Here is a 23,602-nt window from a genome sequence, read left to right on the forward strand (position 1 = left end):
GTGGATCACTGACCACGCTGGTGCTGACTCGCAAGCTTCACGGGTCGGAGGAGGTCGAGGACGTGGGTAGGACCCGGCGGACGCCGGGGCCGGACCGCCCGGAGCGCACTTCACACCCCGAGCCGCCGCCTGCGCGATGCTGGATCCCGGGGAACGGGCAGGAGGGTGCGATGAGCACGACCAGGGTCGCCCTGGTGACCAGCGAGGCCGGGCTCGGGCTCGACGAGGACCTGCCGCCCGTCGTGGCGGCGCTGGCCGAGCGCGGGGTGGCGGCGGAACCGGTGGTCTGGGGTGCGGCCCGGACGGCCTGGGAGCGGTTCGACCTGGCGGTCGTCCGCTCGACCTGGGACTACGTGGAGCGGCTCGACGCGTTCCTGGCCTGGGCCGACAGCACGGCGCGCGCCACCCGGCTGTGGAACCCGGCGCCGCTGATCCGGTGGAACAGCGACAAGCACTACCTGCGGGAGCTGGCCGGACGCGGCGTCGCCGTCGTCCCCACCCGGTTCCTCGAACCGGGCGCCCCGTTCGACCCGGCACGGCTGGACGGCCCGGACGGCGTCGTGGTCAAGCCGGCCGTCTCGGCGGGCGCGCTGGACACCGCCCGCTACCCGCCCGGCCACGCCGGGGCCGCCGCCCGGCACGCCCGGGCGCTGCTGGACCGGGGCCGCGGCGTGATGGTCCAGCCGTACCTGCCCCGGGTGGCGGAGGGGGAACGCGCGCTGGTCCTGTTCGGCGGGGTGCTCAGCCACGCGGTCCGCAAGGACCCCCTGCTGACGGAGCCGGGGGTGGTCGACAACGACCGCCACCCGCACCCCGGGGTCGTCCGGTACCGGCCGACCGGGGCGGAGGTCCGCACCGCGCTGGCGGCCCTGGCCGCCCTGCCCTCCGCCCGTCCCCCGCTGTTCGCCCGGGTGGACCTGGTGCTGGACGACCGCGGGGAGCCGGTGGTCCTGGAGGTGGAGCTGGTCGAGCCGAACCTCTTCCTCGACACCGATCCGAACGCCCCCGCGCGGTTCGCCGACGCGGTGGCGGCGCTCCCGCAACCCCCGAGCTGAGCCCGGCGGACGGTCAGCGGCCCGGCGGCGGCCCGGCCGTCCAGTCCAGCAGCCGCCCCAGCGGCCAGGTGGTCACCAGCCGCTCCGCTCCCAACCCGGCCCTGGCGGCCCGCGCGTAGCCGGTGGACTGCCGGCGCAGCTGCTCGGGCGCGTGGGCGTCGGTGTCCACCGCGAACAGGCAGCCCGCCTCGACCGCCTGCCGCAGCAGGTCGTCGGGCGGGTCGCGCCGCTCGGGGCGGCAGTTGATCTCCACCGCCGTCCCGGACTCGGCGCAGGCCGCGAAGACCTCCCGGGCGTCGAAGCGGGACTGCGGACGGCCGCGGCCGGTGATGATCCGGCCGGTGCAGTGCCCCAGCACGTCGACGTGCGGGCTGCGCGCGGCGGCCACCATGCGGGCCGTCATCGGTCCGGGCTCGGAACGCAGCCCGGAGTGCACCGAGGCCACCACCACGTCGAGCCGGGCGAGCAGCTCCTCCTCCTGGTCGAGGGCGCCGTCCTCCAGGATGTCGCACTCGATGCCGGTCAGCAGCCGCAGGCCCGTGGCGGAGCGGGCGTTGACGGCGGCCACCACGGCCAGTTGCCGGCGTAGCCGGTCGGCGCCGAGTCCGTGGGCGATGGTGAGCCGGGGCGAGTGGTCGGTGAGCACCGCCCAGCGGTGACCGAGCGCACCGGCCGCCTCGGCCATCTCCTCGATCGGGCTGCCGCCGTCGGACCAGTCGGAGTGCAGGTGGCAGTCCCCCAGGCTCGCCGACGCGAGGTCCCAGCTCGCCAGGGCGGCCGGGCCGGTCTCCTCCTCCAGGCGGGCCAGGTACCCGGGCACCGCGCCGGCCGAGGCCTGGGCGATCACCTCGGCGGTGACCGGGCCGACCCCGCGCAGGGCCCGGGCCCGGGCCGCGTCCACCGGTCCGGCCGGCAGGGCGAGGACGGCGTCGGCGGCCGTGTGGAACGCCCGCACCCGGTACGGGGAGGCGTCGCGCCACTCCAGCAGGAAGGCGATCCGCCGCAGCGCTTCGACCGGGTCCATGCCTCCAGTGTTCGCCCCCGGCCCGGCGCGTGCGCGGGCCGCATGACCGGCCCGGTCCGGGGCAGGCGCAGTCCATGGCGACGACGCATGTGGAGACGGAGCGGAAGTACGACGGACCGGCCCTGCCGGAGCGGCTCGACCGGGCACCGGGGGTCGCCGCCGTGGAGCGGGGCGAGCGGCAGGACCTCGACGCGGTCTACTACGACACCCCCGACCTGCGGTTGCTGCGCCGGCGGATCACCCTGCGCCGGCGCTCCGGAGGGGGCGACGCCGGCTGGCACCTCAAACTGCCGATGGACGCGGACGCCCGGCGGGAGGTCGCACTGCCGCTGGAGGCGGCCGGGCCGGACGGCGTGCCGCAGGAGCTGGCGCTGCTGGTGGCGGCGTACGCGCGCGGCGCCGGGCTCGGGCCGGTGGCGCACCTGTGCACGCACCGGGCGGAAACGGTGCTGCGGGACGACCGGGGCGAGGCCCTGGCACGGATCACCGAGGACCGGGTCACGGCCCGGGTGTGCACCGACGGCCCGCCGGGCGCAGCGGGCGACGGCGCCGGGCCCGATGCGGAGCCGATCGGCTGGACCGAGTTCGAGGTGGAGCTGGACCACGGCCCGGCAGCGCTGCTGGACGCGCTGGACGAGGTGCTCACCGACGCGGGGCTGGTCCGCTCGCCCTGGCCGTCGAAGCTCGCCCGCGTGCTCGGCGGGGAGCCCGCGCCGACCGCGCCCGCCGAGCCGGGGCCCCCGGGTTCGGCCGGTGCCGTGGTGACGGCGGGCCTGCGCGCCCGGGTCGGGGAACTGCTCGTCCTGGACGCGGCCGTGCGGCGCGGGGAGCCGGACTCCGTGCACCGCATGCGGGTCACCGCGCGCCGGCTGCGCAGCCTGCTCAGGGCCCACCGGCGGCTGTTCGACCGGCGCCGCACGCAGGCGCTGTCCGACGGACTGCGGTGGCTGGGGCGGCTGCTCGGCCGTGCCCGGGACCAGGAGGTGCTGGGCGAGCTGCTGGTGGAGCACCTCGACGCCGTACCCGCCCGGCTGCGCGGGGCCGCCCTGCGCGGCCGTCTCACCGAGCGCTACGCCCGGGGCTACCGGGCAGCCTGGCGGGAGGCGGTCTCCGGTCTCGACGGCGCGCGGTACCACGCCCTGCTCGACGAGCTCGACGCCTTCGCCGCCCGGCCGCCGCTGCGCCGCCGGGCCGGCCGGGACGCGCGCGCCTACCTGGCCGCCACCCTGCGGCGCGAGCAGCGGCGGACGACGAAGCGGCTGGACCGGGCGCTGCGCGCGGAGCCCGGCCCGCCGCGCGACCGGGCCCTGCACCGCGCCCGCAAGGCCGCCAAGCGCGCCCGGTACACCGCCGAGGACACCCGGACCGGGGTCCGGCGGCGCGCGGCGAAGCGGGCGGAGACCTTCGCCGCGCGGATGAAGAGGCTGCACAAGGTGCTGGGCGCGCACCAGGACAGCGTGGTGGCCCGGCAGGAGCTGGCCGTGCTCGCCGAGGACCCGGCGGGCCGGGCGGACGGCTTCGCCCTCGGGGTGCTGCACGAGCGGCAGCGGCAGGCGGCGGCGGTGGCCGCCGCGCGGCTGCCGGAGCTGCGCCGCCGGGCGGGCCGGCGGAAGCTGTCGCGGCCGGCCTGAGCGCGCCGCCGGGCGGGCGGGGGCCGGGAATGCGTGGCGGGCGGTGCGCGTTGCAGCCGGTGAAAACGACTTCCATTTCGGTGGAGGGCTTCACGGCCCGCCGCCGCGCGACCCGGGAGGACACCCCCATGGCCCGCAGCGAACTGCGCCCGGTGGTCAAGCTCCGCTCCACCGCGGGCACCGGCTACACCTACGTGACCCGCAAGAACCGCCGCACCGACGCGGACCGGATGGTGCTGCGCAAGTACGACCCGGTCGTGGGCCGGCACGTCGACTTCCGCGAGGAGCGCTGACCCGCCGACCAGCCCGGAACCGACCGAACCGACCCGACCCGAAGGAGAACCCGTGAAGCCCACCGTCCACCCCGCGTACCGGCCCGTCGTCTTCCGCGACAGGAGCGGTGACCTCGCCTTCCTCGCCCGTTCGACGGTCACCGGTGACCGCACCGTCGAGTGGGAGGACGGCCGCACCTACCCGGTGATCGACGTCGAGATCTCCTCGGCGAGCCACCCCTTCTACACCGGGCGGTCCCGCGTCCCCGACACCACCGGCCGCGTCGAGCGCTTCCGCCGACGCTACGGCGACCGGTACTGACCGCCCCCTCGGCGGGGCCGCACCGCCCGGCCGCGGTGCGGCCCCGCACCGCTCTGGCGGTGGGGGCGCGACGCGGGCCATCATGGCGCCCATGGGGCGACCGAGGGAGAGCATCGACTGCGGGGACTTCACGCTGCGCCGGTGGCGCGGGCAGGAGGACCTCGCCGCGGCGCTGGCGCTGATCGAGGAGTCGCTGGAGCACCTGCGGCCCTGGGAGACCTGGATCGACGGGTACGACGAGGAGTTCACCCGGGGGTTCCTCGACCGCGCGGGCGCGCGCTGGGACGAGGGCGAGGTGTTCAACTACGCCGTCGCCGCCGGGGACGGCACCCTGCTCGGGATGTGCCAGGCCTATCGCGGGGCCGACCCCCGGGGGCCGCGGCTGGGCTACTGGCTGCACCCCGCCGCCACCGGCCGGGGGTTCGCGACCCGGGCGGCGGCGGCCCTGACCGCCGAGATGTTCGCGCTGCCGGACGTGGAGTTCGTGGAGATCGCCCACGACCTGGCCAACACCGCCAGCGCCGCCGTGCCGCGCCGGCTGGGCTTCCGGGAGGTCCGGCGCGGGCCGGTCGCGCCGCCCGTGGCCCCGGCGGGCAGCGGGACCGAGGTGGTCTGGCGGCTGGAGCGGCCGGCCGACGCGCCGCGGCCGGGGTGAGCCGTCAGACGTGCGGGACGGTCGGGCCGCCGCTCGCGCGGTTGGCGCCGAGCGGGGCGAGGACGGCGGTGGCCGCCGCCAGCGACTCGGCGAGCAGCGCGGCGGTGCGGCTGGCCTCGTAGAGCTGCTCGCGGGCGTCGCGCGCGGTGCGCACGGCCGCGAACCCGCCGTCCCCGGCGGTCCCCGAGGCGATCCGGCCGGCCGCCTGCTCGCTGCTGAGGAACGCCTCGACGTGGTCCAGCAGTTCGGGCAGGCGCGCGGCGAGCCCGGCCAGCGCGCCGACGGTCTCGGCCGCCTCGGCGGTGTGCAGCAGGCCCGGGCGGCCGCCCTGCGGGGCGGTGCCGGCGGCGCGCAGGAGTTCGGCGGCCTCGGCGGCCAGGTGGGCGACGGACAGGTTGGGCGGGACGGGCCGGGTCATCGGGTTCCTCCTCGACGGTGGCGGCGGTACGGGCCGGCGGAAAGCCCGGCGGTCCGCCGGGAACCTCCCCGACGGACCGTCAGCACCGGCCCGGGGCCCGTCTTCCCGCACCGGCGCGCGTCATGCCACCCGGTTGCGGCCGCGGTGGGCCGGGACCGCGCCGGCCGCTCAGGTCCCGCCGCCGGTCCCGGGCGGCTGCTCGGAGGAATCCGGCGGCCACCGGTCGGGGGTGGCGTAGGCGGTCAGCGCGTAGATGGCCACCACGTCGATCGCGATGATCGTCAGCGACCACACCGGGTAGGAGGGGATGAAGGACATCTGCGCGAAGGCGTTGAGCACCAGGACGGCGACGCCCGCCCACCGGGCCCACTGGGTGCGGACGGCCAGCACGCCGTAGGCGGCGGCCAGTTGCGCGACGGCCAGGGCCAGCATCACCCAGCCCCAGGCCAGCAGGTCGCCGAAGACGAAGTGGGCGTCGCCGATGAAGACGTGCGAGCCGGCGATGGCGGAGATGCCGTCCAGCGCGTTCAGCGAGCCGACCAGCACCAGCAGCACTCCGGCGAAGGTCAGCAGCCCGGAGCCGAGCTGGTCGCCCTTCGCGGACGCCCCGGCCGGCCGGGCGGCGCCGTGGGGAACGGCGGCGGTCATGGTTGCCTCCAGGTGGCGGGTCCGTCGCGGGGACGGCCCTCGGGTACGGACCTCGGTCACGGGCCCGCCCTCGGTCACGGCCTCGGGCAGGCCACGTACCCCACCACTGCGCCACGGCGGCGCCGCCGACGGGACCACCCGGTCCGGGTGATTCAGTGCCCGACGGCCACCTTCGCCGCCACGATGACCAGGCCCAGCAGCAGGTTGACCACCGCCTCGGCGAGGACCTGGCGCGGGGCGGCCCCGGCCCGGCGGGCGCCCAGGCTCGCCCAGCCCACCTGCTGGGCCACCGCGACGCCGAGGGCGAGCCAGGCGTTCTCCCGCGTCCCGAGCCAGGGGCTGACCAGCACCGCCAGGGCCGGCAGCGCCGCGGCCTCGACGATGGGCCACTCGTGCCGCCCCACCTCGACCACCTGGCGCCGGCTGACCTGGCGCCCGGCCTCGCGCTGCCCGGCGACGTGCGCGTAGACGTGCGCGGCCCAGAACACCAGCCCGGTGACCACCAGCAGCAGGATGAGCGAGAACCTCGGGTGCGGCCCGTCGACGCTGGAGGCCGCGATCACCGAGGCCGCCAGCATCGAGCCGTAGACCGCCCCGGCGTAGTCGGTCCGCCGCGCCCGCTCGTCCGGCCCCGCTCCGGGCGGGACGGGCGAGCCGGGCGAGCCGGGCGGGCCGGGGACGCGCCGTCGCGGCGCCGGTCCGGGATCGGTCACGGCGGCCTCCCGCGGGGTAGCGACCGGGCCGGCCGGGCCGACCGGTCCTCGCGACGATCGTCGCCGGTGCGGCGGCCGCCGGCCTCACCCCGGGGAGGTGAGGCGGGGTTCCCGCCCGCTCCGATGGCACGCGGCGCCCGGCCCGTACTACCGTCGAGGTGGCGTCTCCCCGAGCGGCCCGCGGCGGTTCGCCCGCGGCCCGCCGCTCCGCTCCCGGCCGTGCCCACCGGCACGGCGGAACCCCCAGGCGGTGGCCCATGCCGCACACCCGCACCGCACCCGCGAGGCTTCCCAACGGCGACCCGATGCTACTCACCCGGGTCCGTCCGCCCGCCCCTCCCGCCGCCACCTTCCTGCCGCGCGACCGGCTGCTGCGCCGGCTCGACGCGGCGGTGACCCGGCCGGTGACCCTGGTCGACGGCCCCGCCGGAGCGGGCAAGACCCTGCTGGTGGCCGACTGGCTGGCCCGCGGGCACCTGCCGGGCCCGGCCGGGTGGCTCACCCTGGAGACCGGCGACAACCAGCCCGGCACCTTCTGGGCGTACGTCCGCGAGGCGCTGCAGAGCGCCGTGCCCGGACTGCCCGACGAGGTGGGCGCCCCCGCCCGGGCCGAGTACGTCGAGCCCTCCCTGCTGGTCCACCTGGCCGCCTGGCTGAACGGCCTGCCCACTCCCGTGGTCCTGGTGCTGGACGAGTTCGAGCACATCGACAACCCCCGGTTGACCGAGCAGCTGCACGACCTGGTCCGGCACACCTCCGGGCAGCTGCGGCTGGTGCTGGTCGGCCGCAGCGAGCCGCTGCTGCCGCTGCACCGCTACCGGGCCGCGGACGAACTGGGCGAGCTGCACGCCGCCGACCTCGCGCTGAGCCGTGCCGAGGCGGCCGCGGTGCTGGCGCGCCACGGGCTGGATCTGGACGCCGCCACCGTCGGCGCGGTGCACCACGCGGTGTCCGGCTGGGCGGCCGGCCTGCGGCTGCTGGCGATCGCCGCCAAGGACTCGGACGACCCCGGCGCGTACCTGGGACGGATCGACACCGGGCACGCCGCGCTCTCCGACTACCTGCTCGCCGAGGTGCTGCGCACCCAGCCCGCGCCGACCCAGGACCTGCTGCTGCGCTGCAGCATCCTGGCCCGGGTCCACCCGGACCTCGCCGACGCGCTCACCGGCCGCCGCGACGGCCTGCGGATCCTGAGCCGGCTGCACCAGGACAACGCCTTCACCGACGCCCTGCCCGACGGCTGGTACCGGCTGCACCCGATGTTCGCGGGCATCCTGCGCCTGCACCTGCGCGCCGCCGACCCGGAGCGGATCGACGGGCTGCGGGTGCGCGCCGCCCGCTGGCTCGCCGACCACGGCCAGTACCGGGCCGCGCTGGACCACGCCGCCGAGAGCGGCGCCTGGGCGCTGGCCGCGCAGCTGCTGGTCGACCAGCTGGCCCTCGGCGAACTCCTCGCCGGGCGCGACGCCACCCGGCTGTGCGCGCTGTTCTCCCGGATGCCGCCGGGCGAGCACGCCCCGGCCGCCGACCTGGTGCGCGCCACCGTCCACCTGGCCCGCGACGAGGCGGACGACGCCCTGCGGATCCTGGAGCGGGTCGAACCCCGGCTGGCGGACCAGCAGCCCCCGCTCCAGCTGGCGGCCGCCTTCGTCCGCGCGGAGACCTCCCGCCGCCTCGGCTGCGCCGCGCTCGCCGAGAGCGCCGCCCGCCGGGCCCACGAGCTGGAGCACCTGGTGCCGGCCGAGCTGCTGGAGCGCCACCCCGAACTGCTCCCGCTGGTGGACGCCGGGCTCGGCTCGGCGCTGCTGTGGCAGGGGCGCCTGGACGAGGCGCGCGCCGCCCTGGACAGCGCCGCACAGGCACCGCTGTCGCCCACCACCGTCCGGCTGCGCCACGACTCGCTGTGCCGGCTCGCGCTGATCGACTACCTGCGCGGCTGGCCCGGGCGGGCCGAGCGCCGGGTGCACGAGGCCGACGAGGAGGCCGACCGCTCCAGCCTGCCGCCCGACAGCCGCACCGAGGTCCGTGACCTGGTGCTGGCCGCCGCGGCGCTGGAGCGCGACGAGCTGGCCGACGCCCGCTCGGCGCTGCACCGCCTCACGGCCGGCCACCACGCGCCCGACCGCGACCCGGTGGTCACCCTGGGCAGCGGGGTGATCCGGGCCAGGCTCCAGCTCGCCCAGGGCCGGCCCGAGGCCGCGCTGCGCCTGCTGGCGGAGACCCGGGAGCGCGAGCTCGCCGACCGGCCCTCCGACTGGAGCCGCGAGCGCCTGGCCGTCACGGCCTGCGCCGCCCTGCTGGCGGCCGGCCGGCCGCAGGACGCGGTGGCGGCCCTCGCCGGCGCGCCGACCCGGGCGCCGGACTCGGTGGTGGTGGCGGCGCAGGCGCAGCTCGCGGCCGGACGGGACGAGGAAGGGGCGCTCGGGCGGCTGCGCGCCCTGCGCGGCGATCCGGCGGTCGGCAGCGCGACCCGCACCCGGGCGCTGCTGCTGCTCGCGCAGGCCGGCGCCGACCACGACGGCCCGGACAGCACCCGCCTGCTGGTGCAGGCCCTGGCCACCGCCGAGCCGGAGCGGCTGCGCCGGCCGTTCCGCGAGTCGGCGCCGTGGGTGCGCCGCCAGCTGAGCCGACAGCCGCAGCTGGCCCGGGCCCACGCCTGGCTCCCGCAGGACCTGCGGCCGGCCGCCGTGGACGCGGCCCCCGACGGCGACGGCGCGCCGCCGGCCGAGCCGCTGACGACGCGGGAACAGGAGATCCTGCGGTGCGCGGCGCGGATGCTGTCGACCCAGGAGATCGCCGACGAGCTGTTCCTGTCGCCGAACACGGTCAAGACGCACCTCAAGAGCGTCAACCGGAAGCTGCTGACCGCCAACCGCCGCGAGGCGGTGCGCGCCGCCTCGCGGCTGCACCTGCTGGACGGGAAGCCCTGAGCCCGCGCACCGGCGGGCGGGGCCGCCGGTGCGCGCGTCGGCTCACCGCCGGCTCACTCCGGCAGCCGGCGCAGCTCCGTCACGGTCAGCCCCAGGGCCTGGCACCGGTTCAGCAGCCCGAACAGGTGCGCCTCGTCGACGACGTCGCCGTACAGCACGGTGTGGTCGGGGACGACCCGGCTCTCCAGCTCGGGGAAGCCCTCGCGGCGGGTGGTCTCCTGCAGCACGCCGGACACCTGGATCTCGTAGCGCATGGGGCCGGCTCCCTTCGCCTCGTCGGTGACCTCCAGCGTCACCGCCGCCCCGCGCGCACCGCATCACCCCCACCAGGTGACCCTCCCGCCCGGGCCCGGGGCACGCGGGGCGCGGCGGCTGCCGGCCGGGCGGTCACCCACGCCGGGTGATCCGGCGCCGCGCCGCCCGCTCGTAGGGTGGCGGCGCAGGCAGTCCCCGCCGGCCGTCCGGCTCCCGCCGCCCGTCCGGTTCCCACTGCCCGGCCACCGCCGTCCGTCGAGGGAGCACCCATGAGCGCCTACCCCCCGATCGCCGAGCACGGGATCATCGGCGATCTGCAGACCGCCGCCCTCGTCTCCACCGAGGGCGACATCGACTGGTGGTGCACCCCCCGCTTCGACTCCCCGAGCCTGTTCGCCTCCCTGCTGGACGCCACCCGGGGCGGCCGGTGCCGGCTCGCGGCCGACCGGGACGCGGTGCCCGAGGTCCAGGTGAAGCAGCTCTACCTCGCCGGCACGGCCATCCTGGTCACCCGTTTCCTCGCCCCGCAGGGGGTCGCCGAGGTGATCGACTTCATGCTCCCGGACACCTCGCCGCAGCCGAGCGAGCAGCACCGGATCCTGCGCACCGCCCGGGTGGTCCGCGGCCGGGTGCCCTTCGTGCTGGAGTGCCGGCCGCGCTTCGACTACGGCCGCGCCGCCCACCGGCTCGACCGGCCCGACGAGCGGACCGCCCTGCTGCGGAGCCCCGGCCAGGAGCTGTGCGTGCAGTCCTCCGCCCCGGTCGTGCTGGAGGCGGACGGCACCGACGTGACGGCCCGGTTCAGCCTCGGCGAGGGCGAGATGGCCACCGTCGTGCTGACCACCCGCCCGCCGGGCACCGTGCTGCCCGCCCCGCCGCGCGACCAGGACACCCTCGCGGCCTTCGACGCCTGCCGCGCGTTCTGGTACGACTGGCTCAGGTCGTCCACCTACCGGGGCCGCTGGCGCCAGATCGTGGACCGCTCGGCGATCACGCTCAAGCTGCTCAGCTACCGGCCGACCGGCGCGCTGATCGCCGCCGCGACGACGGGGCTGCCGGAGCAGGTCGGCGGCGAGCGGAACTGGGACTACCGCTACACCTGGATCCGGGACGCCTCGCTCTCCGCGCACACGCTGACCGGCCTCGGCTTCCACGAGGAGGCGCGGGCCTTCCGCCGCTGGGTGCGCGAGCGGGTCGAGGCCGCCGCGGACGCCCCGGGCGAACGGCTGCAGATCATGTACCGCATCGACGGCGACCCCCACCTGAGCGAGGAGACCCTCGACCACTGGGAGGGCTACCTCGCCTCGTTCCCGGTGCGCGCCGGCAACGCCGCCGCCGACCAGCTCCAGCTGGACATCTACGGCGAGGCCGCCTACGCGTTCGCCGCCGACGAGAGCGACATGGGAGCGCTGCGCGGCTGGGACGCCTTCCGACGGCTGGTGAACTGGCTGACCGAGCACTGGGACCGCGCCGACGAGGGGGTGTGGGAGACCCGCGGCGGGCGCCAGGACTTCACCTACAGCCGCCTGATGTGCTGGGTCGCCTTCGACCGCGCCGTGCGCCTGGCCCGCCTGCACGCCCGCCCGGCGGACCTGGAGCGCTGGAGCTCGGTGCGCGACGACATCCTGCGCCAGATCGTGCAGCGCGGCTGGAACGACGAGCGCCGCGCCTTCGTCCAGCACTACGACACCGACGTCCTGGACGCCTCACTGCTGCTGATGCCCAAGGTCGGCTTCCTCTCCCCCACCGACCCGGACTGGCTGTCCACGCTGGACGCGATGGACCGGGAGCTGGTCTGCGACAGCCTGGTCTACCGCTACGACCCGGCCGCCTCCCCCGACGGGCTGCGCGGCACCGAGGGCACCTTCAACCTCTGCTCCTTCCTCTACGTCGAGGCCCTCGCCCGGGCCGGCCGGGTCGAGCAGGCCCGCTACGCCTTCGACAAGATGCTCACCTACGCCAACCACGTCGGCCTGTTCGCCGAGGAGATCGGCCCCTCCGGCGAGCAACTGGGCAACTTCCCGCAGGCGTTCACCCATCTCGCGCTGATCGACGCGGCCCTCGCCCTCGACGAGGAGCTGGACCGCCGGGGCGCCGCCTGACGCCGCGCGATGCCCGGCACCGCGATCCGTCCGGTGTCCGTCCGGTGTCCGTCCAGGTTCGTGAAAGGAGCCCGGCCATGGCCTCCACCGCCCACCCGGCGCGCCCGCGCCGCAACCTGCTGCCGTTCGCGGGCGTGGCGCTGATCCTGCTGGCCCTGTTCAACGGGTGGGACGCGATGGCGGCCCTGATCGACTCCCCCGTCGTCACCGGCACCGACCGCTACGTCTTCGGCGACCTGCACAGCCTGGGCTGGGCGGTGCTGGCCCTCGCCGTCGCCCAGGGGCTGGCCGGCATCACGCTGCTGACCGGCGACCTGCCCAGCCGCTGGTTCCCGGTGACGGTGCTGTGCGCCAACGTCTTCGTGCAGTTCGTCTTCCTCCCGAGCTACCCCGCCTGGTCACTGCTGATCATCGCCGTCGACGTGGCCGCGCTCTACGCCGTGCTCACCTCGCCCGCGCCGGGGAGCCGGACATGACCGCCGCCACGGCCCGCCCCGCCGCGGCCGGGCGGCGCGTCCTGGTCCCGCTCGCCCTCGCCCAGTTCATCTGCAGCTTCGCCGGTTCCAGCATGAACGTGATGATCAACGACATCAGCGAGGACCTCGACACCAGCGTCCAGGGCGTCCAGGTCGCGATCACCGTGTTCCTGCTGGTGATGGCCGCCCTGATGATCCCCGGCGGCAAGCTCACCGACCGCTGGGGGCGCAAGCGCTGCCTGATGCTGGGCCTCGGCGTCTACGGCGTCGGCGCCCTGCTCAGCGCGGCCGCCCCCGGGCTCGGTGTGCTGATCCTCGGCAACTCGGTCCTGGAGGGCGTCGGCACCGCGCTGCTGATCCCCCCGGTCTACATCCTGACCACCCTGCTCTTCACCGGGACCGCCGCCCGGGCCCGGGCGTTCGGCGCCATCATGGCGCTCGGCGGCATCGGCGCGGCGGCCGGACCGCTCATCGGCGGCCTGCTCACCACCGCGATCGACTGGCGCGCCAACTTCGGCTTCCAGGTCGTGGTGGTGGCCGCGATCATGCTGCTCACCCGCACCCTGGAGGACCCGCTGCCGCCCGACCCCGACCGGCCGTTCGACGCCGTCGGCGCGGTGCTGTCGGCCGCCGGCCTGGTCCTGCTGGTCACCGGCATCCTCGCCGCCGACAACAACGCCTGGCTGATGGTCGCCCTGCTGGCGGCCGGCGCGGCCGTACTGGTCGGCTTCTTCGCCTGGATCCGCCGGCTGGAACGCGCGGGGCGCGAACCGCTGCTGGCCACCAGCCTGTTCCGGGACCGCACCTCGAACCTCGGCCTGGTGACCCAGAACGCCCAGTGGCTGGTGCTGATGGGGGTGTCCTTCACGGTCGGCGCCTACCTCCAGGTCGTCCGCGGCTACAGCGCCATCGCCACCGGCGGGGTGTTCACCGCCGCCACCGTGGGGCTGCTCGTCTCCTCGCTGGCCGCCGAGCGGCTGGCGAAGCGCCGCGCCCAGCGCACCCTGATCGTCACCGGCTTCGCCGCGACCACGGCCGGCATCGTCGTGCTGCTCCTGCTGGTGCGCTCCTTCGACGGCGTCTGGGCCTTCACCCCCGGTCTGCTGCTGATCGGGCTCGGCCTCGGCCTGATGCTCACCCCGTCGGTCAACGTCGTGCAGTCCGCGTTCCCGGACAGCCGCCAGGGCGAGATCTCCGGCCTGTCCCGCAGTGTCTCCAACCTCGGGTCCTCGCTGGGCACCGCCGTCGCCGGCACCATCCTGGTCTCCGAACTCAGCCGCAACGGCTACGCCGCGGCGATGATCGCGCTGGCCGGCTTCGGGGTGGTCGGGCTCGGGGCGGCCCTGCTCCTGCCGCACGACCGCCCGGCCGGCAGCGGGGAGGCCCGGTCCGTCCCCGGGCGGTGAGCGGCTCGCACCGCCCGGGGACGGCGCCGGGCGCGCCGGGTCATGCCGGGCCGGTTCCCGGCGGGGCGCTGCCGACGGCGCTCAGCGGGGTCGCCAGGGACTCCAGACTGCGGCGCTCCGCGCGGACGCCGAGCGCGGCCTCCACCAGGCCGGCCAGCGTCATCAGCCCGGCGCCGACGCAGAACGCCAGGGTGGTGTCGGAGACCTCGCCCGTGCTCACCAGCCCGTTGAACAGCAGCGGACCGCTGATGCCCCCGGCCGCCGTGCCGACGGCGTAGAAGAAGGCGATGCACAGCGCCCGGGTCTCCAGCGGGAAGATCTCGCTGACCGTCAGGTAGGCCGAACTCGCGCCCGCCGAGGCGAGGAAGAGCACGGCCGTCCAGCAGGCCGTCATGGTGACGGCGGACAGCGCCCCCTGCTGGAAGAGCGCGGCGGTACCGAAGAGCAGCACGCCGGATCCGAGGTAGGTGCCGGCGATCATCGGTTTGCGGCCGACCGAGTCGAAGAGGTGACCGAGCAGCAGCGGGCCGAGGAAGTTGCCGAGCGCGATCACCGCGAAGTAGTAGCCGGTGTCGCCCTCGGGAACGTCGAAGAAGGTGGTCAGGATGACGGCGTAGCCGAAGGTCACCGCGTTGTAGAGGAACGCCTGGCCGATGAACAGGGCCAGGCCCAGGACGGTGCGGCGCGGGTACCGGGTGACCACGGTGCGGGCGATGACGAGGAAGCCGAGCGGGCCGCGCTCGCGGATCAGCATCGGCTCGCCGGTGACCGGCGGCAGCGCGGAGCCCGTCCGCTCCTCGGTGATCCGCTCGGCCTCGGCCACCACCGCCTCGGCCTCGTCGGCGCGCCCGTGCGTGACCAGCCAGCGCGGGCTCTCCGGGACGTGACGGCGCACCAGGAGGATCACCAGGCCGAGCGCCACGCCGATGCCGAAGGCCAGCCGCCATCCCGTGTCGGTGGCGAACAGCGCGGTGTCGAGCAGCGCGATGGAGGCGAAGGCGCCGACGGCCGCGCCGATCCAGAAACTGCCGTTGATGATCAGGTCGATCCGCCCGCGCACCCGGGCCGGGATCAGTTCGTCGATCGCGGAGTTGATCGCCGCGTACTCGCCGCCGATGCCGAAGCCGGTGAAGAACCGGCAGACGAAAAAGAACCAGGCGCTCCAGGAGAACGCGGTGACGGCGGTCGCGGCGAGGTAGACCGCCAGCGTCAGCATGAAGAGCTTCTTGCGGCCCAGCCGGTCGGTGAGCCAGCCGAAGAACAGCGCCCCGCTGCACGCGCCCGCCACGTACACGGCGGCCGCGACCGTGGTCACCTGCGCGGTGGAGATGCCGATGCCGCTGCCCGGTTCGGCGAGCCTGGCCGCCATGTTGCCGACGATCGTGACCTCCAGGCCGTCCAGGATCCAGACGGTGCCCAGGCCGATCACGATCCGCCAGTGCCAGGCGGACCACGGCAGGCGGTCCAGCCGGGCCGGGATCGTGCTCTCGACGGCGCCGCCGCCCGGTCCGGCCGTCGCGTCGCGGCCCCGGCCGGCCGTTCTCGTCCGTTCCCCCACTGCTGCCTCCTCCGCTCGCACCGGCCATGGACCACCGGCGTCTGCCCGATCCCGCGGCGGACATGCCGACGGTCGCGCGGACCGGGGCGGCCGGCGCCGTGCGGGTTCTGTCAGCGCTATTGACGGAATGTCCAACAATGGCGATTCTCGTCAGCACCGAGTGCGCGGGACCTGACGACCGGCCAGGGTGCGGTGCCGCGCCACGGGCGGGACGCCGGCCGCGCCGTCCGCCCGTCCGGAACTGGGGTGCCCATGACCCGACTCCCCCGCTTACGCCTCCGATTCGCCACCCTGCTCGCCACCCTGCTCGCCCTGGTCGCCGCCGCGCTCGCCGCCCCGGCCCGCGGGGCGGGCGGCGCGAACTGGTGGGAGCCCGTCGCCCGGCCGGCGCCCGACGCCGCGATCGGCGTCACGGGCGAACCGTTCACCGGCACCGACGCCCAGGGCCGGGTCCGCGGCTTCGTCGACGCGCACGACCACATCATGGCCAACGAGGCCTTCGGCGGCCGCCTGATCTGCGGCAAGGCCTTCTCCCCCGCGGGCGTCGAGGACGCCCTGAAGGACTGCCCGGAGCACTACCCCGACGGCTCGCTCGCCATCTTCGACATGATCACCAAGGGCGGCGACGGCAAGCACGACCCGGTCGGCTGGCCGACCTTCGCCGACTGGCCGGCCCACGACTCGCTGACCCACCAGCAGAACTACTACGCCTGGGTGGAACGTGCCTGGCGCGGCGGCGAGCGGGTGCTCGTCAACGACCTGGTGACCAACGGGGTGATCTGCTCGGTCTACTTCTTCAAGGACCGCAGCTGCGACGAGATGACCTCCATCCGCCTGCAGGCGCAGCAGAGCTACGCGATGCAGTCCTACGTCGACGCGATGTACGGCGGTCCGGGCAAGGGCTGGTTCCGGATCGTCACCAGCAGCACGCAGGCCCGGGACGTCGTCCGCCAGGGCAAGCTGGCCGTCGTCCTCGGCGTGGAGACCTCCGAGCCGTTCGGCTGCAAGCAGGTGCTGGACGTCGCCCAGTGCGGCCAGGCGGACATCGACCGCGGCCTCGACGAGCTGTACGGCCTCGGCGTGCGCAGCATGTTCCTGTGCCACAAGTTCGACAACGCGCTGTGCGGGGTGCGGTTCGACGAGGGCTCGCTGGGCGCGGCGATCAACGCCGGCCAGTTCCTGTCGACCGGCACCTTCTGGCAGACCGAGACGTGCCCGGGCCCGCAGCACGACAACCCGATCGGCCTGGCGCCGACCCCGGCCTCGATCCAGAGCCAGCTGCCCCCGGGGGTGGCGGCGCCCTCGTACGCGGCCGGCGCGCAGTGCAACACCCGCGGCCTGACCGAGCTCGGCGAGTACGCCCTGCGCGGGATGATGCGGCGCGGCATGATGCTGGAGCTCGACCACATGAGCGTCAAGGCGGCCGGGCGGGCGCTGGACGTCATGGAGTCGGTGTCCTACCCGGGCGCCCTCTCCTCGCACAGCTGGATGGACCTCGGCTGGACGGAGCGCGTCTACCGGCTCGGCGGCTTCGTCGCCCAGTACATGAACGGCGCGGAGGCGTTCAGCGCGGAGGCGAGGCGCACCGACGCGCTGCGCGACAAGTACGGGGTCGGGTACGGCTACGGCACCGACATGAACGGCGTGGGCGGCTGGCCCGGTCCACGCGGGGCCGGGACCGCCAACCCGGTGCGCTACCCGTTCCGCACCGCCGACGGCGGCTCCCTGGTCGAGCGCGCCACCGCCGGCAGCCGCACCTGGGACGTCAACACCGACGGCGCCGCGCACTACGGCCTGGTGCCGGACTGGCTGGAGGACATCCGGCAGGTGGGCGGGCAGGACGTGGTCGACGACCTGTTCCGGGGCGCGGAGTCGTACCTCACCACCTGGGGCGCCTCCGAGCGGCACCGGTCCGGGGTGAACCTCGCCGCGGGTGCCTCGGCCGGGGCGAGTTCCGCCGAGTGGAACCCGTTCACCGACTACGGGGCCGCCCGGGCCGTCGACGGCAACGGCTCCAGCCGCTGGGCCAGCGACTGGAGCGACGACCAGTGGCTGCGGGTGGACCTGCCCGCCACCGCCCTGGTCGGCCGGGTCACCCTGGAGTGGGAACGCGCCTTCGCCCGGGCCTACCGGATCGAGGTGTCCACCGACGGGACGAACTGGAGCACGGTGTGGTCCACCGCCTCCGGCGACGGCGGCCTGGACACCGCGCGGTTCCCCGCCGTCCCGGCCCGCCACGTGCGGATCCACGGCGAGCAGCGCGGCACCTCCTGGGGGTACTCGCTGTTCGAGGCGGGCGTCTACCGGAGCTGACGGGAGGGCGTCGGAAACCGCCGGAAGAAATTCCGCGCGGTGATGTCGAGAAGCCGTGGGTGGCTCCGTCCCAGGGTCGAAGGCGGCCACAATGGGCCGCAGGAACTCCGAGGAGAGGGTCACCATGGCCAAGTACCTGCTGCTGAAGCACTACCGCGGCGCGCCGGAGTCGGTCAACAACGTCCCCATGGACCAGTGGACGCCCGAGGAGATCGAGGCCCACATGCAGTACATGCGGGACTTCGCGAACCGGCTGGAGAAGAGCGGCGAGTACGTCGACGGCCAGGCGCTCGCCCCCGAGGGGGCGTGGGTCCGGTACGACGGCGAGGGACGCCCGCCGGTCACCGACGGCCCGTTCGCGGAGACCAAGGACCTCATCGCCGGCTGGATGGTGATCGACGTCGACAGCTACGAGCGCGCCGTCGAGCTGGCCGGGGAGCTGTCCGCCGCGCCCGGGGCGGGCGGGCGGCCGATCCACGAGTGGCTGGAGCTGCGCCCGTTCTACGGCTCCGCGCCGACCGTCACGGAGTGACGTCTCCGGTGGACGAGGCCCTGCTGCGCAGCCTCACCCCGGGCGTGCTCGCCGTCCTCGTCCGCCGCGGAGCCGACTTCGCGGCGGCCGAGGACGCCGTCCAGGACGCCCTGGTGGAGGCCCTTCGGGTCTGGCCGGCCGGTTCGCCGGCGGACCCGAAGGGCTGGCTGGTCACCGTGGCCTGGCGCAAGTTCCTCGACGCGGCCCGGGCGGACACCGCCCGGCGCCGCCGGGAGGACCGGGTCGAGGAGGAGCCGGCCCCGGGCCCGGCGTCCGCGGTGGACGACACGCTCCGGCTGTACTTCCTGTGCGCCCACCCCTCGCTGACGCCCGCCTCGGCGGTCGCGCTCACCCTGCGCGCCGTCGGCGGGCTCACCACCCGCCAGATCGCCCGGGCCTACCTGGTGCCCGAGCCGACCATGGCGCAGCGGATCAGCCGGGCCAAGCGCACGGTCTCCGGCGTGCGCTTCGACCGGCCCGGCGACGTGGCGACCGTGCTGCGGGTGCTCTACCTGGTGTTCAACGAGGGCTATTCGGGCGATGTCGACCTCGCCGCCGAGGCGATCCGGCTGACCCGGCAGCTCGCGGCCCGGGTGGACCACCCCGAGGTGGCGGGGCTGCTCGCGCTGATGCTGCTGCACCACGCCCGGCGGGCCGCCCGGACCACGCCGGACGGCGACCTGGTGCCGCTCGCCGAGCAGGACCGCGGCCGCTGGGACACCGCGGCGATCGCGGAGGGCGTGGCGGTCCTCCAGGCGGCTCTCGCCCGCGACCGGCTGGGCGAGTTCCAGGCGCAGGCGGCGATCGCGGCGCTGCACGCGGACGCGCGCAGCGCGCCGGAGACGGACTGGGTGCAGATCGTCGAGTGGTACGACGAACTGCTGCGGCTGACCGGCAGCCCGGTGGTCCGGCTGAACCGCGCGGTCGCGGTCGGCGAGGCGGACGGGCCGCGCGCCGGGCTGGCGGCGCTGGCGGAGGTCGACGCCGGGCTCCCGCGCCGGACGGCGGCGGAGGCCCATCTGCGGGAGCGGGACGGCGACCTCGCGACGGCGGCCCGGCTGTACGCCGAGGCGGCCCGTGAGGCGGCCAACGTCGCTGAGCGGGACCACCTGACCCGCCGGGCCGCCCGGATCAACACCGCGCTCGCGGCGGCGCGGCGGGAGTCCTGATCCGCCCGCGCCCGGCGGGCCGGCGGCGCGTTGCGGCCGCCCCGGGCCGGGGCGCAGCAGCGCGGGGCCCGGGGCAGAATACTTGCACTAGCGCTTTATCAGCTCTGGCCGGTATTCACCTTCATAGCTTACCCTTGGGTACCGCCCCATTCGGTAAGGAGACCGGCCCCATGACCGCCACGGACCCCGCGCTCACCGCCCTGGCCAGCGGCTGGGGCGCGCTCTCCCTCCTGCACGGCAGGATCGAGTCGCACATCGAGCGCGCCCTGCAGTCCAGGCACGAGCTGAGCGTGCGGGAGTACTCGCTGCTCGACGTGCTCAGCCGGCAGCACGACGGTGAGGGCGGCCACCTCCAGATGAAGCAGGTCGCCGACGCGGTCGTGCTCAGCCAGAGCGCGACGACCCGGCTGGTCACCCGGCTGGAGGACCGCGGACTGCTGGCGCGCTACCTGTGTCCCACCGACCGCCGCGGCATCTACACCAATGTCAGCGAGGAGGGGCTGAAGCTGCTGGAGGAGGCCCGGCCGACCAATGACGCGGCGCTGCGCGAGGCGCTCGACGAGGCCGCGCGCAACCCCGAGCTGGCCTCGCTGGTCGAGGCCGTCGAGGCCGTGAACGCCCCGGCGCGACTCGGCTAGCCGCCCGCCTCCCGTCCGCGCCGGCCGGCCCCAGCACTCCGCTGGGGCCGGTTTTTCGTGCCCCGCGATGACATGTGACCGCCGACATCCAGAGAACGACCACATCACGCGCTTGCATATATCGCGCGTCTGCAACTATTGTCGAGACACGCAAGGAGCTCACTCAAGCAATCACAGAAGGGTCGGGCCCAATGCCTCTCGCACTGCTCGCTCTGGCCGTCGGCGCCTTCGGCATCGGCACCACCGAATTCGTGATCATGGGACTGCTGCCCGAGATCGCCGCCGACTACGGCGTCTCCATCCCCACCGCGGGCCTGCTGGTCACCGGCTACGCGCTCGGCGTGGTCCTCGGCGCCCCGCTGCTGACCGTGCTCGGTACCAAGGTCAGCCGCAAGCGGATGCTCATGCTGCTGATGGGCCTGTTCGTGCTCGGCAACCTGGTCTCGGCCCTCGCTCCCTCGTTCGGCATGATGCTCACCGGCCGCGTGGTCGCCTCGCTCGCCCACGGCGCGTTCTTCGGCATCGGCTCCGTCGTCGCCGCCGACCTGGTCGCCCCGGACAAGAAGGCCGGCGCCATCGCCACCATGTTCACCGGCCTCACCGTCGCCAACATCGTCGGCGTGCCGCTCGGCACCTCCATCGGGCAGGCCGTCGGCTGGCGCACCACCTTCGCCGGCGTGGCCGCGCTCGGCGTGGTCGGCCTGCTCGGCGTCGCCAAGCTGGTGCCCGCCATGCCCCGCCCCGAGGGCGCCCACCTGCGCCGCGAGCTGACCGCCTTCCGCAACCCGCAGGTCCTGCTCGCCATGGCGATGACCGTGCTCGGCTTCGGTGGCGTCTTCGCCGCGATCACCTACATCGCCCCGATGATGACCAACGTGGCGGGCTACTCGGACGGCGCGGTCACCTGGCTGCTGGTCCTCTTCGGCACCGGGATGTTCCTCGGCAACCTGCTCGGCGGCAAGTACGCCGACCGCAAGCTGATGCCGATGCTCTACACCACCCTGGGCGGCCTCGCCGCCGTGCTCGCGCTGTTCACCGTGACCGCGCACAACAAGGTCCTCGCCGCGATCACCATCATGCTCGTCGGGGCGCTCGGCTTCGCGACCGTCCCGCCGCTGCAGAGGCGGGTCCTGGACCAGGCCCACGGGGCGCCCACCCTGGCCTCCGCCGTGAACATCGGCGCCTTCAACCTCGGCAACGCGCTCGCCGCCTGGCTGGGCGGCATGGTCATCGCCGCCGGCCTCGGCTACACCTCTCCGAACTGGGTCGGTGCCGCCCTCGCCGCCGCGGCCCTCGTGCTCGCCCTGTGGTCCGCCGCCCTGGAGCGCCGCACCTCCGCGACCGCGACCACGGCGGCCCCCGTCACCACCGCCGTCGCCGCCCACCACTGACCTCCCCCGTCCGGCTCCCCCACCCCCCGGAGAACCACCCCATGAGCACCACCGCCGTCACCCCGCTGACCACCGCCGACGCCGAGACCCTGGTCACGGCCGCCCGAGCCGCCGCCGAGGCGGCCGGGGTCCCGGTCAGCGTCACCGTCCTCGACGCCGGGGGCCACCTGCTGGCCTTCCGCCGCGACGACCGGGCCGTCCTCATCTCCGGCGAGACCAGCACCCGCAAGGCCTACACCGCGCTGCAGCTGAACGCCCCGACCGCCGACCTGGTCGACCTGGTCAAGCCCGAGGGGCCGTTCCACTCGCTGCCGACCGCGCTCGACCGGCCGCTGCTGTTCATCGCCGGCGGCATCCCCGTCCACCGCAACGGCCGTCTCGTCGGCGCGATGGGCGTCGGCGGCGGCGCCCCGGAGCAGGACCACTCCTTCGCCGCCGCCGCGCTGCGGGAACTCGCCCGATGACCCGCACGCCCCGCGAGGTCTTCGCCGACCACAACGGACGGACCGCCCCTCACACCCCCCACCACCGCACCGACCGAAAGACCGGCACCACCGTGAACACGCCCACCGTCCCCACCGTGAAGCTCAACAACGGCGTCGAGATCCCCCAGCTCGGCTTCGGCGTCTTCCAGGTCCCCGACGACCGGACCACCGCGGCCGTCGCCGCCGCCCTGGAAGCCGGCTACCGCAGCATCGACACCGCCGCGATCTACGGCAACGAGACCGGCGTCGGCCGGGCCCTGGCCCGGGCGGGCGTGCCGCGCGAGGAGCTGTTCGTCACCACCAAGCTGTGGAACGCCGACCAGGGCTACGACGAGACCCTGCGCGCCTTCGACGCCGGCCTCGCCAAACTGGGCCTGGACACCGTCGACCTGTACCTGATCCACTGGCCCGCCCCGGCCCGGGACCGCTACCTCGACTCCTGGCGCGCCATCGAGCGCCTCGCCGCCGAGGGCCGGATCCGCGCCGCCGGCGTCTCCAACTTCCAGCCCGCCCACCTCCGTCGCCTGCTGGACACCAGCGAGCTCGTCCCGGCCGTCAACCAGGTCGAGCTGCACCCCGGTCTGCAGCAGGCCGAGCTGCGCGCCTTCCACGCCCGGCACGGCATCGCCACCGAGGCCTGGAGCCCGCTCGCCCAGGGCGCCGTCCTGGACGACCCGGCGATCACGGCGATCGCCGCGCGCACCGGCAAGTCGCCCGCGCAGGTGGTGCTGCGCTGGCACCTGCAGCTGGGCAACATCGTGATCCCCAAGTCGGTCACCCCGGCCCGGATCCGCCAGAACCTCGACGTCTTCGACTTCGAGCTGACCGGCGAGGACATGGCCGCGATCGCCGCGACCGACCGCGGCCTGCGCACCGGCCCGCACCCGGACCAGCTCAACTGATCCTCCCGACGACCCTCGCCGGCCGACGGTCCGTCAAGAGGGCGGCGGGGTGGGGTCGAGGTCAGGATCTGACCTATACGGAGCCTACTGTGAAGCACGTCGGACGGCACGAGCCGCCGGCAACGGATGCACGACGGAGGCAGAGACATGAGCGACACCGCGACCATCACCCCCCTCGCGGTCACCGGCGAGCGGGCCGACCTGCTGGCACAGCTCGCCACGCAGCGCCAGTTCCTGCGCTTCACCACCCGCGACCTGACCGACGAGCAGGCCGCCCTGCGCACCACCGCCGGCGAACTGTGCCTGGGCGGCCTGATCAAGCACGTCGCGTCCGCCGAGCGGGCCTGGGTCGCCTTCATCCTCGAAGGCACGTCGGCGATGCCCGACTTCACCAAGCTGACCGAGGCCGACCTGGAGCAGCGGACCAACGAGTTCCGCCTGCTGCCGGGCGAGACCCTGACCGGCGTGCTCGCCGCCTACGAGGAGGTGGCCGCCCGTACCGACACGGTGATCGCCGCCCTGCCGGACCTCGACATCTCCCACCCGCTGCCCCCGGCCCCGTGGACCGAGCCCGGCGCCCGCTGGTCCGCCCGCCGGGTGGTGCTGCACATCATCGCCGAGACGGCCCAGCACGCCGGCCACGCCGACATCCTGCGCGAGTCGCTGGACGGCGCCAAGACCATGGGCTGACACCCGCCGACGCCCCC

The 23,602-nt window shown here is 75.3% G+C and carries 23 protein-coding genes; 17 read left to right on the forward strand and 6 right to left on the reverse strand.

The annotated features are described in order from the left end of the window. Positions 1–170: 170 nt before the first annotated feature. A complete protein-coding gene (locus ABT238_RS24420; RefSeq protein WP_350788978.1) occupies positions 171–1,055 on the forward strand; it encodes an ATP-grasp domain-containing protein in 885 nt (294 codons plus the stop codon). Between the two features lie 13 nt (positions 1,056–1,068). Here the strand turns inward: ABT238_RS24420 and ABT238_RS24425 are convergent, their stop codons facing one another. Next, positions 1,069–2,079 carry a PHP domain-containing protein gene (locus ABT238_RS24425; protein ID WP_350788994.1) on the reverse strand — a complete coding sequence of 337 codons (1,011 nt, stop codon included), beginning with the start codon at positions 2,077–2,079 and terminating at the stop codon, positions 1,069–1,071. Positions 2,080–2,153: 74 nt separating this feature from the next. Here ABT238_RS24425 and ABT238_RS24430 point away from each other — a divergent pair, with 74 nt between their 5' ends. The 4 genes from ABT238_RS24430 (at position 2,154) to ABT238_RS24445 (ending at position 4,959) form a co-directional block, all read left to right on the forward strand. Beyond that, positions 2,154–3,710, forward strand: coding sequence for a CYTH and CHAD domain-containing protein (locus ABT238_RS24430; RefSeq protein ID WP_350789009.1), 1,557 nt, complete (start codon positions 2,154–2,156; stop codon positions 3,708–3,710). A 128-nt stretch (positions 3,711–3,838) separates the two neighbouring features. Continuing rightward, a complete protein-coding gene (gene rpmG / locus ABT238_RS24435) occupies positions 3,839–4,003 on the forward strand; it encodes a 50S ribosomal protein L33 (protein ID WP_350565329.1) in 165 nt (54 codons plus the stop codon). A gap of 52 nt (positions 4,004–4,055) precedes the next feature. Next, the gene (locus ABT238_RS24440; protein ID WP_350565331.1) at positions 4,056–4,304 is read left to right on the forward strand and encodes a type B 50S ribosomal protein L31; all 249 of its coding nucleotides are present in this window, start codon (positions 4,056–4,058) and stop codon (positions 4,302–4,304) included. 91 nt (positions 4,305–4,395) lie between these two features. Beyond that, on the forward strand, positions 4,396–4,959 hold the full coding sequence (locus tag ABT238_RS24445; protein ID WP_350789065.1) for a GNAT family N-acetyltransferase: 564 nt from the start codon (positions 4,396–4,398) through the stop codon (positions 4,957–4,959). Between the two features lie 4 nt (positions 4,960–4,963). On the opposite strand, the gene ABT238_RS24450 is transcribed toward ABT238_RS24445, so the two are convergent. From ABT238_RS24450 to ABT238_RS24460, 3 genes are all read right to left on the reverse strand, one after another. Then, positions 4,964–5,377: a hypothetical protein gene (locus tag ABT238_RS24450; protein WP_350789081.1), complete on the reverse strand. Its 414-nt coding sequence runs from the start codon at positions 5,375–5,377 to the stop codon at positions 4,964–4,966. Positions 5,378–5,545: 168 nt separating this feature from the next. Then, positions 5,546–6,025 (reverse strand): DUF7144 family membrane protein, encoded by a 480-nt coding sequence (locus tag ABT238_RS24455; protein WP_350565337.1) that lies wholly within the window; start codon positions 6,023–6,025, stop codon positions 5,546–5,548. A 152-nt stretch (positions 6,026–6,177) separates the two neighbouring features. Then, positions 6,178–6,738, reverse strand: a complete 561-nt coding sequence (locus ABT238_RS24460; protein ID WP_350565338.1) for a hypothetical protein — start codon at positions 6,736–6,738, stop codon at positions 6,178–6,180. A 257-nt stretch (positions 6,739–6,995) separates the two neighbouring features. Between ABT238_RS24460 and ABT238_RS24465 the strand changes: the two genes are divergently transcribed. Further along, a complete protein-coding gene (locus tag ABT238_RS24465; protein WP_350565340.1) occupies positions 6,996–9,668 on the forward strand; it encodes a winged helix-turn-helix domain-containing protein in 2,673 nt (890 codons plus the stop codon). Between the two features lie 53 nt (positions 9,669–9,721). Here ABT238_RS24465 and ABT238_RS24470 read toward each other — a convergent pair whose 3' ends face one another. After that, a complete protein-coding gene (locus ABT238_RS24470) occupies positions 9,722–9,922 on the reverse strand; it encodes a DUF8691 family protein (protein ID WP_350565342.1) in 201 nt (66 codons plus the stop codon). Positions 9,923–10,192: 270 nt separating this feature from the next. On the opposite strand from ABT238_RS24470, the gene ABT238_RS24475 reads away from it, so the two are divergent. The 3 genes from ABT238_RS24475 (at position 10,193) to ABT238_RS24485 (ending at position 13,907) form a co-directional block, all read left to right on the forward strand. Further along, entirely contained in the window at positions 10,193–12,025 is a 1,833-nt protein-coding gene (locus tag ABT238_RS24475) for a glycoside hydrolase family 15 protein (RefSeq protein ID WP_350789130.1), read from the forward strand. A gap of 77 nt (positions 12,026–12,102) precedes the next feature. Beyond that, positions 12,103–12,501 (forward strand): DUF7144 family membrane protein, encoded by a 399-nt coding sequence (locus tag ABT238_RS24480; protein WP_350565345.1) that lies wholly within the window; start codon positions 12,103–12,105, stop codon positions 12,499–12,501. Continuing rightward, positions 12,498–13,907, forward strand: coding sequence for an MFS transporter (locus ABT238_RS24485; RefSeq protein WP_350789155.1), 1,410 nt, complete (start codon positions 12,498–12,500; stop codon positions 13,905–13,907). The genes ABT238_RS24480 and ABT238_RS24485 overlap by 4 nt, the downstream gene beginning before the upstream one ends. Before the next feature lie 40 nt (positions 13,908–13,947). Here the strand turns inward: ABT238_RS24485 and ABT238_RS24490 are convergent, their stop codons facing one another. Beyond that, a complete protein-coding gene (locus ABT238_RS24490; RefSeq protein ID WP_502884252.1) occupies positions 13,948–15,465 on the reverse strand; it encodes an MFS transporter in 1,518 nt (505 codons plus the stop codon). Between the two features lie 252 nt (positions 15,466–15,717). Here ABT238_RS24490 and ABT238_RS24495 point away from each other — a divergent pair, with 252 nt between their 5' ends. From ABT238_RS24495 to ABT238_RS24530, 8 genes are all read left to right on the forward strand, one after another. Beyond that, complete coding sequence (locus ABT238_RS24495) at positions 15,718–17,778, forward strand: galactose-binding domain-containing protein (protein WP_350565349.1); 2,061 nt, start codon at positions 15,718–15,720, stop codon at positions 17,776–17,778. A gap of 124 nt (positions 17,779–17,902) precedes the next feature. Next, the gene (locus ABT238_RS24500) at positions 17,903–18,310 is read left to right on the forward strand and encodes a YciI family protein (protein ID WP_350789177.1); all 408 of its coding nucleotides are present in this window, start codon (positions 17,903–17,905) and stop codon (positions 18,308–18,310) included. An 8-nt stretch (positions 18,311–18,318) separates the two neighbouring features. Further along, complete coding sequence (locus tag ABT238_RS24505; RefSeq protein WP_350565494.1) at positions 18,319–19,479, forward strand: RNA polymerase sigma factor; 1,161 nt, start codon at positions 18,319–18,321, stop codon at positions 19,477–19,479. Between the two features lie 170 nt (positions 19,480–19,649). After that, positions 19,650–20,117, forward strand: a complete 468-nt coding sequence (locus ABT238_RS24510; protein ID WP_350789197.1) for a MarR family winged helix-turn-helix transcriptional regulator — start codon at positions 19,650–19,652, stop codon at positions 20,115–20,117. 191 nt (positions 20,118–20,308) lie between these two features. Beyond that, positions 20,309–21,508, forward strand: coding sequence for an MFS transporter (locus ABT238_RS24515; RefSeq protein ID WP_350789225.1), 1,200 nt, complete (start codon positions 20,309–20,311; stop codon positions 21,506–21,508). Between the two features lie 41 nt (positions 21,509–21,549). After that, positions 21,550–21,972, forward strand: a complete 423-nt coding sequence (locus ABT238_RS24520; RefSeq protein WP_350789236.1) for a GlcG/HbpS family heme-binding protein — start codon at positions 21,550–21,552, stop codon at positions 21,970–21,972. A 92-nt stretch (positions 21,973–22,064) separates the two neighbouring features. After that, a complete protein-coding gene (locus ABT238_RS24525) occupies positions 22,065–22,895 on the forward strand; it encodes an aldo/keto reductase (protein WP_350790160.1) in 831 nt (276 codons plus the stop codon). A 147-nt stretch (positions 22,896–23,042) separates the two neighbouring features. After that, positions 23,043–23,585, forward strand: coding sequence for a DinB family protein (locus tag ABT238_RS24530; protein ID WP_350789248.1), 543 nt, complete (start codon positions 23,043–23,045; stop codon positions 23,583–23,585). Positions 23,586–23,602 lie beyond the last annotated feature (17 nt).

The organism is Kitasatospora sp. NPDC001527 (genome assembly GCF_040298605.1).
Taxonomy (GTDB): domain Bacteria; phylum Actinomycetota; class Actinomycetes; order Streptomycetales; family Streptomycetaceae; genus Kitasatospora.